The 12,274-nt window shown below is 71.5% G+C and carries 15 protein-coding genes; 4 read left to right on the top strand and 11 right to left on the bottom strand.

All coding sequences use genetic code 11. The annotated features are described in order from the left end of the window. Window position 1 precedes the first annotated feature (1 nt). On the bottom strand, window positions 2-394 hold the full coding sequence (gene hisI, locus ACFY3C_RS14455) for a phosphoribosyl-AMP cyclohydrolase (protein ID WP_390770947.1): 393 nt from the start codon (window positions 392-394) through the stop codon (window positions 2-4). A 138-nt stretch (window positions 395-532) separates the two neighbouring features. Here hisI and ACFY3C_RS14450 point away from each other — a divergent pair, with 138 nt between their 5' ends. Then, on the top strand, window positions 533-1,168 hold the full coding sequence (locus ACFY3C_RS14450; RefSeq protein WP_386574234.1) for a TIGR03085 family metal-binding protein: 636 nt from the start codon (window positions 533-535) through the stop codon (window positions 1,166-1,168). Between the two features lie 10 nt (window positions 1,169-1,178). After that, window positions 1,179-1,586, top strand: coding sequence for a VOC family protein (locus ACFY3C_RS14445; protein WP_389183622.1), 408 nt, complete (start codon window positions 1,179-1,181; stop codon window positions 1,584-1,586). 3 nt (window positions 1,587-1,589) lie between these two features. Here the strand turns inward: ACFY3C_RS14445 and ACFY3C_RS14440 are convergent, their stop codons facing one another. The 10 genes from ACFY3C_RS14440 to hisD form a co-directional block, all read right to left on the bottom strand. Further along, window positions 1,590-2,822 carry an MFS transporter gene (locus ACFY3C_RS14440; RefSeq protein ID WP_390771141.1) on the bottom strand — a complete coding sequence of 411 codons (1,233 nt, stop codon included), beginning with the start codon at window positions 2,820-2,822 and terminating at the stop codon, window positions 1,590-1,592. 32 nt (window positions 2,823-2,854) lie between these two features. Then, entirely contained in the window at window positions 2,855-3,436 is a 582-nt protein-coding gene (locus ACFY3C_RS14435; protein ID WP_390770946.1) for an ArsR/SmtB family transcription factor, read from the bottom strand. An 85-nt stretch (window positions 3,437-3,521) separates the two neighbouring features. After that, a complete protein-coding gene (gene hisF / locus ACFY3C_RS14430) occupies window positions 3,522-4,277 on the bottom strand; it encodes an imidazole glycerol phosphate synthase subunit HisF (RefSeq protein ID WP_389183628.1) in 756 nt (251 codons plus the stop codon). Next, window positions 4,274-4,675, bottom strand: coding sequence for a RidA family protein (locus tag ACFY3C_RS14425; protein WP_390770945.1), 402 nt, complete (start codon window positions 4,673-4,675; stop codon window positions 4,274-4,276). The genes hisF and ACFY3C_RS14425 overlap by 4 nt, the downstream gene beginning before the upstream one ends. Continuing rightward, window positions 4,672-5,397, bottom strand: a complete 726-nt coding sequence (gene priA / locus ACFY3C_RS14420) for a bifunctional 1-(5-phosphoribosyl)-5-((5-phosphoribosylamino)methylideneamino)imidazole-4-carboxamide isomerase/phosphoribosylanthranilate isomerase PriA (protein ID WP_145875170.1) — start codon at window positions 5,395-5,397, stop codon at window positions 4,672-4,674. Before priA ends, ACFY3C_RS14425 begins: the two co-directional genes overlap by 4 nt. A 3-nt stretch (window positions 5,398-5,400) precedes the next feature. Continuing rightward, window positions 5,401-6,045, bottom strand: a complete 645-nt coding sequence (gene hisH / locus ACFY3C_RS14415) for an imidazole glycerol phosphate synthase subunit HisH (protein WP_386574242.1) — start codon at window positions 6,043-6,045, stop codon at window positions 5,401-5,403. Continuing rightward, window positions 6,036-6,200 carry a hypothetical protein gene (locus ACFY3C_RS14410; protein ID WP_386574244.1) on the bottom strand — a complete coding sequence of 55 codons (165 nt, stop codon included), beginning with the start codon at window positions 6,198-6,200 and terminating at the stop codon, window positions 6,036-6,038. The genes hisH and ACFY3C_RS14410 overlap by 10 nt, the downstream gene beginning before the upstream one ends. Window positions 6,201-6,203: 3 nt before the next feature. Then, a complete protein-coding gene (gene hisB, locus ACFY3C_RS14405; RefSeq protein WP_030783530.1) occupies window positions 6,204-6,797 on the bottom strand; it encodes an imidazoleglycerol-phosphate dehydratase HisB in 594 nt (197 codons plus the stop codon). Continuing rightward, window positions 6,794-7,900 (bottom strand): histidinol-phosphate transaminase, encoded by a 1,107-nt coding sequence (locus tag ACFY3C_RS14400; protein ID WP_390770944.1) that lies wholly within the window; start codon window positions 7,898-7,900, stop codon window positions 6,794-6,796. The genes hisB and ACFY3C_RS14400 overlap by 4 nt, the downstream gene beginning before the upstream one ends. After that, entirely contained in the window at window positions 7,897-9,240 is a 1,344-nt protein-coding gene (gene hisD / locus ACFY3C_RS14395) for a histidinol dehydrogenase (protein WP_390770943.1), read from the bottom strand. The genes ACFY3C_RS14400 and hisD overlap by 4 nt, the downstream gene beginning before the upstream one ends. Window positions 9,241-9,452: 212 nt before the next feature. On the opposite strand from hisD, the gene ACFY3C_RS14390 reads away from it, so the two are divergent. Together ACFY3C_RS14390 and ACFY3C_RS14385 are read left to right on the top strand one after the other, a co-directional pair. Continuing rightward, complete coding sequence (locus tag ACFY3C_RS14390; RefSeq protein ID WP_386574249.1) at window positions 9,453-11,030, top strand: oxidoreductase; 1,578 nt, start codon at window positions 9,453-9,455, stop codon at window positions 11,028-11,030. 147 nt (window positions 11,031-11,177) lie between these two features. Then, the gene (locus tag ACFY3C_RS14385; RefSeq protein WP_390770942.1) at window positions 11,178-12,263 is read left to right on the top strand and encodes a hypothetical protein; all 1,086 of its coding nucleotides are present in this window, start codon (window positions 11,178-11,180) and stop codon (window positions 12,261-12,263) included. The last annotated feature ends 11 nt before the right edge of the window (window positions 12,264-12,274 follow it).

Below are 12,274 nucleotides of genomic sequence, written 5' to 3'. Positions count from 1 at the left end.
CTTACTGATCCTGTGCCCGCACGCCGGAATCGGCGTCCTTGAGCAGCACGTCCACGTCGAAGCAGGTGCGGGCGCCGGTGTGGCAGGCGGCGCCGACCTGGTCGACCTTGACCAGCAGGGTGTCGGCGTCGCAGTCGAGGGCGACGGACTTGACCCACTGGAAGTGGCCGGAGGTGTCGCCCTTGACCCAGTACTCCTGGCGGCTGCGCGACCAGTAGGTGCAGCGGCCCGTGGTGAGCGTGCGATGCAGCGCCTCGTCGTCCATCCAGCCGAGCATCAGCACCTCACCGGTGTCGTACTGCTGGGCGATGGCCGGGACGAGCCCGTCGGCGCTGCGCTTCAGGCGCGCGGCGATCTCGGGGTCGAGGCTGCTGGGCGGAGGCGTACTGGTCATGGGTGCCATTCTGCCGCGCGGCACGGACAGTGACCGGTCAAGTCCACTGATCGAGCCCTGCGGCGCGCAGCGCCTCGTTGAGGGGCGGTGGTCGGGTGACGGGTGGGCGGACCCTCTGCGTGGTCGTAGGCTGACTGCATGTCGACCTTCGCTCAGCGTGAACGGCTTCTGCTCGCCGACCTCTTGGAAACCACCGGCCCGGAGGCCCCGACCCTCTGCGAGGGGTGGCTGACACGCGATCTGGCCGCGCACGTGGTGGTGCGGGAGCGGCGGCCGGACGCGGCCGGGGGCACGCTGATCAAGCAGCTCGCGCCGCGGCTGGAGAAGGTGATGGCCGAATACGCCGCGAAGCCGTACGAGGAGCTGATCCAGCTGATCCGGACCGGCCCGCCGCGTTTCTCGCCGTTCCAGCTCAAGCAGATCGACGAGGCGGCCAACATCGTGGAGTTCTACGTCCACACGGAGGACGTGCGCCGCGCCCAGCCGGACTGGACGCCGCGCGAGCTCGACCCCGTCTTCCAGGAGTCGCTGTGGTCCCGTCTGGAGCGCACCGCCCGCCTGCTGGGCCGGGGTGTGCCGACGGGCCTGGTCCTGCGGCGTCCGGACGGCCAGACGGCCGTCGCCCACCGGGGTGCGCCCGTGGTGACGGTGACCGGCGAGCCGGCGGAGCTGCTGATGTTCGCGTTCGGCCGGCAGAGCGCGGCGAAGGTCGAGCTGGACGGCGACGAGAACGCCATCGCGAAGCTGCACGATTCCAAGCAGCTGGGCATCTGAGAGGCACCTCATGATCAAGGTCGCGATGACCGGTGTGTACGTGGACGACGTGCCGAAGGCGCACGCCTTCTACACGGACGTCCTCGGCTTCGAGACCCGTACGCATCTGGACCTGGGCGGCGGCACGCTGTTCGTCACGGTCGGCGCGCCGGGCGGGGCCCAGCACGATCTCCAGCTGCTGCTGGAGCCCGGCGACGGCCCCATCGCGGAGCCGTACCGCCGGGCCCTGTACGAGGCGGGGATCCCGTGCATCGTCTTCTCGGTGGACGACATCCAGGCGGAGTACAAGCGGCTGGTGAACCTCGGCGTGCGCTTCACCCACGAGCCGCAGGAGCAGGGTCCGGTGATCGCGGCCGTCATCGACGACACGGTCGGCAACCTGATCCAGCTGACCCAGCCCAAGCCGGCCCACGGCTGAGTCTCAGCGGGGCAGTTCGGCCCGGCGCAGGCCCGGGACGTACAGGGCGACGAGCCCGCCGAGGCCGCAGACGACGGCGCTGACGACGTAGACCGGGCCGAGTCCCCAGGCACCGATCGCGGCGGCCGCGAACGGCATGCTCAGCGGGGCGAGTCCGAGGCTGACCAGGCTGGAAACGGCCGTGACCCGGCCGAGGTAGGCGGGGTCGGCCTGGGTCTGGAGCAGGGCCCCGCACAGGGCGCCGCTGAGCCCTGCGAGGAGTCCGACGAGCAGGGCCACCCCAACGGCCCCGGCGAGGCTCGGCACGAAGGCGAGGGCGCCGATCGCGACGGAGCCCCCGAGGATGGCGTACGCGGCGACCAGCCCGGCGCGCGGCAGCCGCCCGCGGACGGTGAGCAGCAGCGAGGCGGCGCCCGCGCCGACGCCGAACCCGGCGAGGATCCAGCCCATCCCGGAGGCGCCCCAGCCGCGCCGGTCGGCGAGCAGGGTCAGACCGACGTTGAACGGCCCGACGAAGCCGAAGTCGCCGAGGGCGATGGCCAGCATGAGCGGGGCGAGGACGCGGTGGCGGCGGATGTAACGCAGGCCTTCCCGCAGATCCCGCCAGGCGGACGTCTCCCGCGTGTCGACCCGGTCGTCCGTCGGCAGCTTCCGGACCCGTACGGAGACCAGCAGCGGCACCGACACCGCGATGAGCAGTCCGGCGAGGGTGAACGCGGTCGCCGCACCGCCGAGCGCCACGCCGAGGCCGCCGAGCGGGGCGCCGACGACGTTGGAGAAGCGGATGGCGAGGCCCCGCATGCCCTGTACCCGGGCAAGCTGGTCCTTGCAGGTGATCCGTGCCGGGAGGGCGCCGACGGCGGGCATGAACACGGCGTCGACGGTGCCGAAGACCAGGGCCAGCAGAGCGAGCGGCCACAGCCCGGGGCTGGTGAGGGACAGCAACGCGGCCACGGCCAGGACGGCCGCGCAGCGCACGGCGTCGCTGCCGATGACGACACGGCGCGGGCCGAGCCGGTCGGCGAGCACTCCCCCGCCGAGCATCAGCACGGCCCTCGGCACCGCGCTGACCGACATCACGACACCGGCCTGCGCGGGCGTTCCGGCCTGGACGGCGGCCCAGGACAGGGCGATGTAGTAGATGCTGTCGCCGAGCATCGAGGAGGTGTAGGCCCCGAGCCAGCGCAGGACGTTGGGGTCGCGGTGGGCGGCCTTTTCGAGCTGCCGCGTGGGCATGTCGGACAGGACGGTCACGGCGGTGCCCTCTCTCAGACGCGGAACGGGAAGCCGTACACGTGCAGCGCGACGTGCTCGCGCCCTTCGGTCTCCGCCTCGGCGGACCGGCCCTTCTCGTCGTACTTCCTGACCAGGGCGAGCAACTCCTCCCGGAGTTCGTTCAGTTCACCCGCGGTGAGGCGGAAGAGGGACTCGCTGTCGGGTGCGGCGGCGTTCCACTCGGCACTCCAGGTGGAGCGCTCGTCGAGGTAGCGGCGGTACATCTCGGCGCGCTGGTCGTGGAAGAGACGGGTCGCCGCCAGGTGTGCGGCCGCCTTCTCGGGGGCGCCCCGGAAGTCCTTGTCGCGGATGCTCACCCCCTCCGAGGAGGGCTGCCACCAGCGTTCCCGGCCGTCCGCGCTCTGCGGCTCGGCCTCTTCGATGAGGCCGTGCTCGGCGAGCTTGCGCAGGTGGTAGCTGACCAGCGAGACGGCCTCGTCCACCTGGTCGGCGAGGTGCGAGGCGGTGGCCTTGTCGGCCACACACAGGGCTCGGTACAGCTTCATCCGCAGCGGGTGGGCGAGCGCCTTCAGCGTGCCCACGTCCGTGATGGGACGGCTCCCCTTGGCTGTCATGCACCCAACGCTAGACAGGAAAGAAAAGTTGCACAACAGATTTTGCGCAACTTTCCTTTCCTGTTTGCCGAAGCTCAGCGCAGCGTCACCGCACCGGGTGCCCCGCCTCCCGCAGGGTCTGCTTCACCTCGCCGATCCGCAGGTCTCCGAAGTGGAACACCGACGCGGCCAGGACCGCGTCCGCGCCCGCCTCGATGGCCGGTGGGAAGTCCGCGAGCCGGCCCGCGCCGCCGGAGGCGATCACCGGGACGGTGACGTGCTTGCGGACGGCCGCGATCATCTCCAGGTCGTAGCCGTCCTTGGTGCCGTCCGCGTCCATGGAGTTCAGCAGGATCTCGCCGGCGCCCAGCTCGGCGGCCCGGTGCGCCCACTCGACGGCGTCGATGCCGGTGCCACGGCGGCCGCCGTGGGTGGTCACCTCGAAGGTGCCTTCAGGAGTCCGCCGGGCGTCCACCGAGAGGACCAGGACCTGTCGGCCGAAGCGTTCCGCGATCTCGCGGATCAGGTCCGGGCGGGCGATGGCCGCCGTGTTGACGCCCACCTTGTCGGCGCCGGCCCGCAGCAGCTTGTCCACGTCCTCGGCCGTGCGGACGCCGCCGCCGACGGTCAGCGGGATGAACACCTGCTCGGCGGTGCGGCGCACCACGTCGTACGTCGTCTCGCGGTTGCCGGACGAGGCGGTGATGTCCAGGAACGTCAGCTCGTCGGCGCCCTCGGCGTCGTACACCTTGGCCATCTCGACCGGGTCGCCCGCGTCGCGCAGGTTCTGGAAGTTGACGCCCTTGACGACCCGGCCGTTGTCCACGTCCAGGCAGGGGATGACTCGGACCGCCAGGGTCATGAGTTCACGGCTCCTCTGAATGCCTCTAGTTCCACTTCGACCAGGATGCGCGGGTCGACGAAGCCCTCCACGACCAGCAGGGTCGAGGCCGGGCGCACGGAGTCGAAGATCTCCTTGTGGGCCCGGCCCACGGCGTCCACGTCCCGCACATGGGTCAGGTACATCCGCGTGCGGATCACGGACTCGATACCGAGCCCGAACTCCGCGATCGCCTCCAGTGCGCCGGTGAACGCCACCTTGGCCTGCTCGTACGGGTCGCCCTCCCCGTACAGCACCCGGCCCCGGAAGGACGTCGTACCGGCCACCAGCACACGGTCACCCGCCGCGACGGCGCGCGCGAACCCGAAGCTCTCCTCCCAGGGACTTCCGCTCTGCACGCGCCGCACGGCATCGGTCATGACGACACAGCCTCCAAGGCCTCTTCCAGGGTGAACGCCTTCGCGTACAGGGCCTTCCCGACGATGGAGCCCTCGACACCGAGGGGTACCAGCTCGGCGATGGCCCGGAGGTCGTCCAGCGACGACACGCCGCCGGACGCCACGACCGGCCGGTCCGTCACGGCGCACACGTTGCGCAGCAGCTCCAGGTTCGGGCCCTGGAGGGTGCCGTCCTTGGCGATGTCGGTGACGACGTAGCGGGCGCAGCCCTCCTTGTCGAGGCGCTCCAGCGTCTCGTAGAGGTCGCCGCCGTCACGGGTCCAGCCGCGGCCGCGCAGGGTCGTGCCGCGCACGTCCAGGCCCACCGCGATCTTGTCGCCGTGCTCGGCGATGACCTTGGCGACCCACTCCGGGGTCTCCAGGGCGGCGGTGCCGAGGTTCACCCGGGTGCAGCCGGTGGCCAGGGCGGCGGCGAGGGTGTCGTCGTCGCGGATGCCGCCGGACAGCTCCACCTTGATGTCCATCGCCCTGGCGACCTCGGCGATCAGCTCCCGGTTGTCACCCGTGCCGAAGGCGGCGTCCAGGTCGACCAGGTGCAGCCACTCGGCGCCGGAGCGCTGCCAGGCGAGGGCGGCCTCCAGCGGGGAGCCGTAGGACGTCTCGGTCCCGGACTCACCGTGCACGAGGCGGACGGCCTGGCCGTCACGGACGTCGACGGCGGGAAGGAGTTCGAGCTTGGCCATGGTCTACAGGGTTCCGATCCAGTTGGTGAGGAGCTGGGCACCGGCGTCGCCGGACTTCTCGGGGTGGAACTGGGTGGCCCACAGGGCACCGTTCTCCACGGCCGCCACGAAGGGCTTGCCGTGCGTCGACCAGGTCACCCTGGGCGGGTGCATGAGCGGGTTGTGGGTCTCCAGGGTCCAGTCGTGGACGGCGTAGGAGTGCACGAAGTAGAAGCGCGTGTCCCGGTCCAGGCCGGCGAACAGCTCGGAGTCGAGCGGGGAGTCGACTGTGTTCCAGCCCATGTGGGGCACGATGTCGGCCTGGAGCGGCTCGACCGTGCCGGGCCACTCGTCGAGGCCCTCGGTCTCGACGCCGTGCTCGATGCCACTGGCGAACAGGATCTGCATGCCGACGCAGATGCCCATCACCGGGCGCCCGCCGGACAGCCGACGGTCGATGATCCAGTCACCACGGGCCCCGCGCAGCCCCTGCATGCAGGCGGCGAAGGCGCCGACGCCCGGCACCAGCAGGCCGTCGGCGTTCATCGCCCGGTCGAAGTCGCGCGTTATCTCGACATCGGCCCCCACGCGCGCGAGGGCACGTTCGGCGGAGCGGACGTTGCCGAAGCCGTAGTCGAAGACGACCACTCGCTTGGCGCTCAATTCCACACCTCCAGCCTCAGGACGCCCGAGACGAGGCACATGGCCGCGCCGATGGACAGCAGCACGATGAGGCTCGTGGGCATCTTCTGCTTGACGAAGGAGATGATGCCGCCGACCAGGAAGAGGCCGACGACGATCAGGACGGTGGACAGACCGTTCATGGGTTACAGCGCGCCCTTCGTGGAGGGGAGGATGCCGGCCGCGCGCGGGTCGCGCTCGCTGGCGTAACGGAGGGCACGGGCGAGCGCCTTGAACTGGCACTCCACGATGTGGTGCGCGTTGCGCCCGTAGGGCACGTGCACGTGCAGCGCGATCTGCGCCTGGGCGACGAAGGACTCCAGGATGTGCCGGGTCATCGTCGTGTCGTACTCGCCGATCATCGGCGCCATGTTCTCGGGCTCGGTGTGCACGAGGTAGGGGCGGCCGGACAGGTCGACGGTGACCTGGGCGAGGGACTCGTCCAGCGGGACCGTGCAGTTGCCGAAGCGGTAGATCCCCACCTTGTCGCCGAGCGCCTGCTTGAAGGCGGCGCCGAGCGCGAGGGCGGTGTCCTCGATGGTGTGGTGGGAGTCGATGTGCAGGTCGCCGTCGGTCTTCACGGTCAGGTCGAACAGACCGTGCCGGCCCAGCTGGTCGAGCATGTGGTCGTAGAAGCCGACGCCCGTCGCGATGTCGGTCCGCCCGGTGCCGTCGAGGTCTATCTCGACGAGGACCGAGGTCTCCTTGGTCGTTCGTTCCACACGTCCTACGCGGCTCATGCCTCAAGCTCCTTCATGACTTCACGTACCGCGTCGAGGAACGCGTCGTTCTCTTCGGGGGTTCCGGCGGACACCCGCAGCCACCCCGGTACGTCGTTGTCCCGGACCAGGACGCCCCGGTCGAGGATCTTCTGCCAGGCGGTGTGGGAGTCCTCGAACCGGCCGAACTGCACGAAGTTCGCGTCGGACTCGGTGACGTCGTAACCGATCGCCCGCAGCTCGCTCACCATCCGGTCCCGTTCCGACTTCAGCTGCTCGACGTACTTCAGCAGCGTGTCGGTGTGCTCCAGGGCGGCCAGGGCGGTCACCTGGGTGATCGCCGACAGGTGGTACGGCAGCCGTACGAGCTGCACGGCGTCCACGACCGCGGGGTGCGCGGCGAGGTAGCCGAGGCGCAGGCCCGCCGCGCCGAACGCCTTCGACATGGTGCGGGAGATGACCAGGTGCGGCCGGCCCGCCAGCAGCGGCAGCAGCGAGTCGCCGTGGCTGAACTCTATGTAGGCCTCGTCGACGACGACCATGGACGGCTTGGCCGCCTGAGCCGCGTCGTACAGCGCGAGGACCGTCTCGGGCGGAACCGCGTTGCCGGTGGGGTTGTTGGGGGTGGTGATGAAGACGACGTCGGGCCTGTGCTCGGCGATGGCCTGCTCGGCGACCGCGAGGTCGATGTCGAAGTCCTCGTTGCGGGGGCCCGAGATCCAGCCCGTCCCCGTGCCGCGTGCGATGAGCGCGTGCATCGAGTACGACGGCTCGAAGCCGATGGCCGTGCGGCCCGGTCCGCCGAAGGTCTGCAGCAGCTGCTGGATGACCTCGTTGGAGCCGTTGGCGGCCCACACGTTCTCGACGCCGAGCGGGTACTTGCCGGTCTTCGTCAGGTACTTGGCCAGCTCGGTGCGGAGCTGGACCGCGTCCCGGTCGGGGTAGCGGTTCAGGTTCCGGGCGGCCTCGCGCACCCGCTCCGTGATCCGCTCGACCAGCGGCTCGGGCAACGGGTACGGGTTCTCGTTGGTGTTCAGCCGTACGGGGACGTCCAACTGGGGCGCGCCGTAGGGGGACTTGCCGCGCAGCTCGTCCCGTACGGGGAGATCGTCGATGCCTGTCACTTGCCCTCGGGTACCTTCCAACCGAACCTTGCCTTGATCGCCGCGCCGTGCGCGGGCAGGTCCTCCGCCTCCGCCAGCGTCACCACGTGGTGCGCGACCTCGGCCAGCGCGTCCTTCGTGTAGTCGACGATGTGGATGCCGCGCAGGAAGGACTGGACGGACAGGCCGGAGGAGTGGCAGGCGCAGCCGCCGGTGGGCAGGACGTGATTGGACCCGGCCGCGTAGTCGCCGAGCGAGACCGGGGCCCAGGGGCCGATGAAGATCGCGCCGGCGTTCCTGACCCGGTCGGCGACCGCGGCGGCGTCCGCCGTCTGGATCTCCAGGTGCTCGGCGCCGTACGCGTCGACGACCCGCAGGCCCTCCTCGATGCCGTCGACCAGGACGATCGCGGACTGCTTGCCGTTCAGGGCCGGGACGATCCGGTCCTCGATGTGCTTGGTGGCCGCCACCTGCGGCTCCAACTCCTTGGCCACCGCGTCCGCCAGCTCGACCGAGTCGGTGACCAGTACGGCGGCCGCCAGCGGGTCGTGCTCGGCCTGGCTGATCAGGTCCGAGGCCACGTGCACCGGGTCGGCGGTGTCGTCCGCGAGGACCGCGATCTCGGTGGGGCCGGCCTCGGCGTCGATGCCGATCTTGCCGGTGAAGTAGCGCTTGGCCGCGGCCACCCAGATGTTGCCGGGGCCGGTGACCATGTTGGCGGGCGGGCAGGACTCGGTGCCGTAGGCGAACATCGCGACGGCGGTGGCGCCGCCGGCCGCGTAGACCTCGTCCACGCCGAGCAGGGCGCACGCGGCGAGGATCGTCGGGTGCGGCAGCCCACCGGCTGGATCATTTTCAAAAGCGGGCGCCTGGGCGGGGGAGGCGAGCGCGATCGACTCGACGCCGGCCTCCTGCGCGGGCACCACGTTCATGACCACGGAGGACGGGTAGACCGAGCGGCCGCCCGGGGCGTACAGCCCGACGCGGTCGACCGGCACCCACTTCTCGGTGACGGACCCGCCGGGCACGACCTGGGTGGTGTGCGTCGAACGGCGCTGCTCGCGGTGGACCAGGCGGGCGCGGCGGATGGTCTCCTCCAGGGCCGCGCGCACGGCCGGGTCGAGGCCCTTGAGCGCGTCGGTGAGCGCATGAGCCGGGACACGGACGGATTCCAGCCGTACTCCGTCGAATTTCTCGGCGAAGTCGATCAGCGCCGCGTCGCCCCGATGATGCACGGCCTCGCAGATCGGACGCACCTTCTCCAGGGCGGCCTGAACGTCGAAGTCGGCTCGGGGCAGCAGGTCGCGCAGGGCGGGGCCCTCGGGGAGGGCGTCGCCGCGCAGATCGATTCGGGAGATCACGGTGTCAATTCTCTCAGACCGGGGTCCGGAGCCGTCCGCGCGTATCAATGGCTGATACAGAACGCGGGACAGCGGGCGGTACATAGCCTGGCCGGAACCCGGAAGATCGCCTTCACGTCTTGTGTAACAGACGTCACTCAGCGGGCATGAACGGGTGTACGGGGAAGGTGACAGCGAGTAGTCACGCGTAGTCAGAGGAGGAAGGAAGAGCGGTGACCGAGGGGGCCGGCATCCACGCCGGGGACCTGCCGGACGACCTGACCGCGGCCGAGGCGGGCATGTGGCAGGCCTTCCGCAACGGCAGCGTGTACGACCTGAGCAGCGGTGACTCCGTCGTGGACGATCCGCACGGCGGGCATCCCTGGGGGCCCGAGCGGAGCGTCAGGGCGCGCATCGTCTGCTGGCTGGTGCTGGACGGGCCGCCCGCGCTCGCGGGCCGGGTGCCCTCGCTGAAGCTGGTCGGCGTGCGGGTCACCGGCACGGTGGACCTGGCGGGCGGCACGGTCACGCCGTACGTGGAACTGCGCGGCTGCCGTTTCGACGAGCAGGTCCTCCTGCCCGAGGCCCGGTTCACGACCCTGCGTCTGGTGGACTGCGCGGTGCCCCGCCTGGAGGCGGCCCGGGTGCACACCGAGGGCGATCTGCACCTGCCGCGCTGCCGCTTCCAGAACGGGGTGCGGCTGACCGACGCGCACATCGGCACGGACCTCCTGCTCAACCAGGCGATCGTCTACCGGGACCGCAGCGGCCGCTCGATCGCCGCGGACGGCATGACCGTGGGCCAGGACCTGCAGGCGGAGCTGCTGGAGTCGCACGGCGAGCTGAGCCTGCGCAGCGCCAAGGTCGGGGTCTCGCTGAGCCTGCGGGGAGCGAAACTGGCCAACCCGTACGCGCGCCTGGCCCTGAACGCCCCCCAGCTGACGGTGGGGCGCACCCTCTATCTGACCCCGGCCGGCGTGGGCAACCCGCTGCTGAGCGGGACGACCCCCGCGCGCGGGACACGCATCCAGCGCTTCGAGTGCCGGGGCGGGATACGGCTGGACGACGGGCGCTTCGGGGACGCGGTGGACCTGGAGCGGGCCCGGTTCACCTTCACCGACGACCAGGAGCTGTCGCTGCGCCGGGTGCAGACGCCCGAGCTGCGCTTCCTCGGGGACAGGCCGGAGCGCGGGAAGGTGGTGCTGTCCGGCGCGCGGATCGTGAACCTGGTGGACCACGCGGGCAGCTGGCCGGGCCCGGGCAACCTCCACATGGGCGGCTTCGCGTACGAGAGCCTCGTACCGCAGGGCCCGTTCCCGCTGACCCGGCGGCTGGACTGGGTGGCGGCGGCCACCGCCGAGTACAACCCGGAGCCGTACGAGCGGCTGGCCACCGTGCTGCGCGCGGCCGGGGAGGACGAGGACGCCCGCGAGGTGCTGCTCGCCAAGCAGCGCCGGCGCCGCGAGACGCTGCCGCCGGCCGCCAAGTGCTGGGGGTACGTCCAGGACTGGACGGTGGCCTACGGCTATCGGCCGGGCCGGGCGGCGGTGTGGATGGCGGTGCTGTGGGCGGCGGGCACGCTGGCGTTCTCGCACGCCGGCCATCCGCCGGTGAACCCCGGCGGCCATCCGACCTGGAGCCCCGCCCTGTTCACGCTGGACCTGCTGCTGCCGGTGATCGACCTGGGCCAGGCCGGCCAGTGGCAGTTGCGCGGCGGCTGGCAGTGGCTGGCGGCGGCGATGATCCTGATGGGCTGGATCCTGGCGACGACGGTGGCGGCGGGGGCGACCCGGCTGCTGCGGCGCGGCTGACGCCTGACTGAACGGCACGTACGTCACATTGGTCAGCTACACCACATTGGTTGAACAATCACCTTTTACTTGTCCTTGACCATCGGACGTACAACCTTCCACGACTTGCCCTGACCCTCTGGCGCAGCCCCGACCTGCGGACTTTCAATGGTCGACACCATGGCTCTGCTGCCGGCGTTCCTCCGCCCCACACGGATGACACGACGTGCCTCGCGCCCCGCCGGCCCTCGGCCGGCGGGCGACGAGGCCGTCCTCGACGCGCCCGACGAACGCCTCTCCCCCGTGCTGGTCGCGGCCGGCCGGGGCGAGTACGGCGCCGCCTCCGCCCTGCTCGCCATCACCCGCGCGGCGGCCGAGTGGGAGGCCCACGACCGCTACACCCGGCGGCTGGCCGCCTTCGCCCGCTCGCGCTGCGAGTGGTTCGAGGCCTGGCGCGCGGCCGCCCCGGACGACCCCGACGTGACGCTCGTCGCGGCCCAGCTCGCGGTGGACCGCGCCTGGCCCTCCCCGGCCCGCGCCGAGCTGCTGCGCGAGGTGAGCCCGCTGATCACGGCCGCCGCCAAGGCCGACGGCCGCGACCCGGTGCCCTGGCGGATCGCGCTCGACCACGCACGCGGCTCCCGGGCCGGGCACCGCTGCTTCGAGGAGCTGTGGGAGGCGGCGGTCCGGCGGGCCCCGCACCACTACGGCTGCCATGTGGCCGCCCTGCGCTATCTGGGCAGCTCCTGCTGCGTCGTGTGGGGGGACACCCCCCACACCCCCCGTGCCTCTCACCGCGAGTGCTTCGACTTCGCCGACCTGGCCGCGCAGGACGCCCCGGCCGATTCGCTCGTCCAGGCGCTGCCGGCCCGGGCGGCCCTCGCCTACCTGACCGACGGCTGCGGCCCCGATGTGCCGCGCGAGCGGCTGCACGCGGCGGCCGACCGGGCGATCGCGCTCTCCGGCCGGTTCCCGGCGGCCACGCCGTCGTACGCCGAGATCCGCAACAAGCTGCTCTACGTCCTCGCCCGGCTCGAACGCTGGGAGGACGCCCGCAGCCAGCTTCGCCTGATCGGCCCGTACGCCACCTCGTTCCCCTGGGACCGGCTCTCCGACGACCCGCTGGGCCACTTCCTCAGGCTGCGCGAGGCGCTCCTGACGGCCGCCGGCACCACCACCCTGACCGAACTCCTGGCGGCACCGGCGCGACCGCGGAACGAACACCGCGGCCGAGCCGCCGCCCCCGACCATTAGGCTGGGGCGCC

It is taken from the genome of Streptomyces sp. NPDC001410 (genome assembly GCF_042895235.1).
Taxonomy (GTDB): Bacteria; Actinomycetota; Actinomycetes; order Streptomycetales; family Streptomycetaceae; genus Streptomyces.
Note: the sequence above shows the minus strand (reverse complement) of the source record. Positions and strands in the feature narration are given on the sequence as shown.

Coding starts and splice junctions, on each gene's coding strand:
- ACFY3C_RS14385 (WP_390770942.1), top strand. CDS start 11,178: ATGGTCGACACCATGGCTCTGCTGCCGGCGTTCCTCCGCCCCACACGG.
- ACFY3C_RS14425 (WP_390770945.1), bottom strand. CDS start 4,675: ATGACCGATGCCGTGCGGCGCGTGCAGAGCGGAAGTCCCTGGGAGGAG.
- hisB (WP_030783530.1), bottom strand. CDS start 6,797: ATGAGCCGCGTAGGACGTGTGGAACGAACGACCAAGGAGACCTCGGTC.
- hisF (WP_389183628.1), bottom strand. CDS start 4,277: ATGACCCTGGCGGTCCGAGTCATCCCCTGCCTGGACGTGGACAACGGC.
- hisI (WP_390770947.1), bottom strand. CDS start 394: ATGACCAGTACGCCTCCGCCCAGCAGCCTCGACCCCGAGATCGCCGCG.
- ACFY3C_RS14445 (WP_389183622.1), top strand. CDS start 1,179: ATGATCAAGGTCGCGATGACCGGTGTGTACGTGGACGACGTGCCGAAG.
- ACFY3C_RS14450 (WP_386574234.1), top strand. CDS start 533: ATGTCGACCTTCGCTCAGCGTGAACGGCTTCTGCTCGCCGACCTCTTG.
- ACFY3C_RS14435 (WP_390770946.1), bottom strand. CDS start 3,436: ATGACAGCCAAGGGGAGCCGTCCCATCACGGACGTGGGCACGCTGAAG.
- ACFY3C_RS14440 (WP_390771141.1), bottom strand. CDS start 2,822: ATGCCCACGCGGCAGCTCGAAAAGGCCGCCCACCGCGACCCCAACGTC.
- ACFY3C_RS14410 (WP_386574244.1), bottom strand. CDS start 6,200: ATGAACGGTCTGTCCACCGTCCTGATCGTCGTCGGCCTCTTCCTGGTC.
- priA (WP_145875170.1), bottom strand. CDS start 5,397: ATGGCCAAGCTCGAACTCCTTCCCGCCGTCGACGTCCGTGACGGCCAG.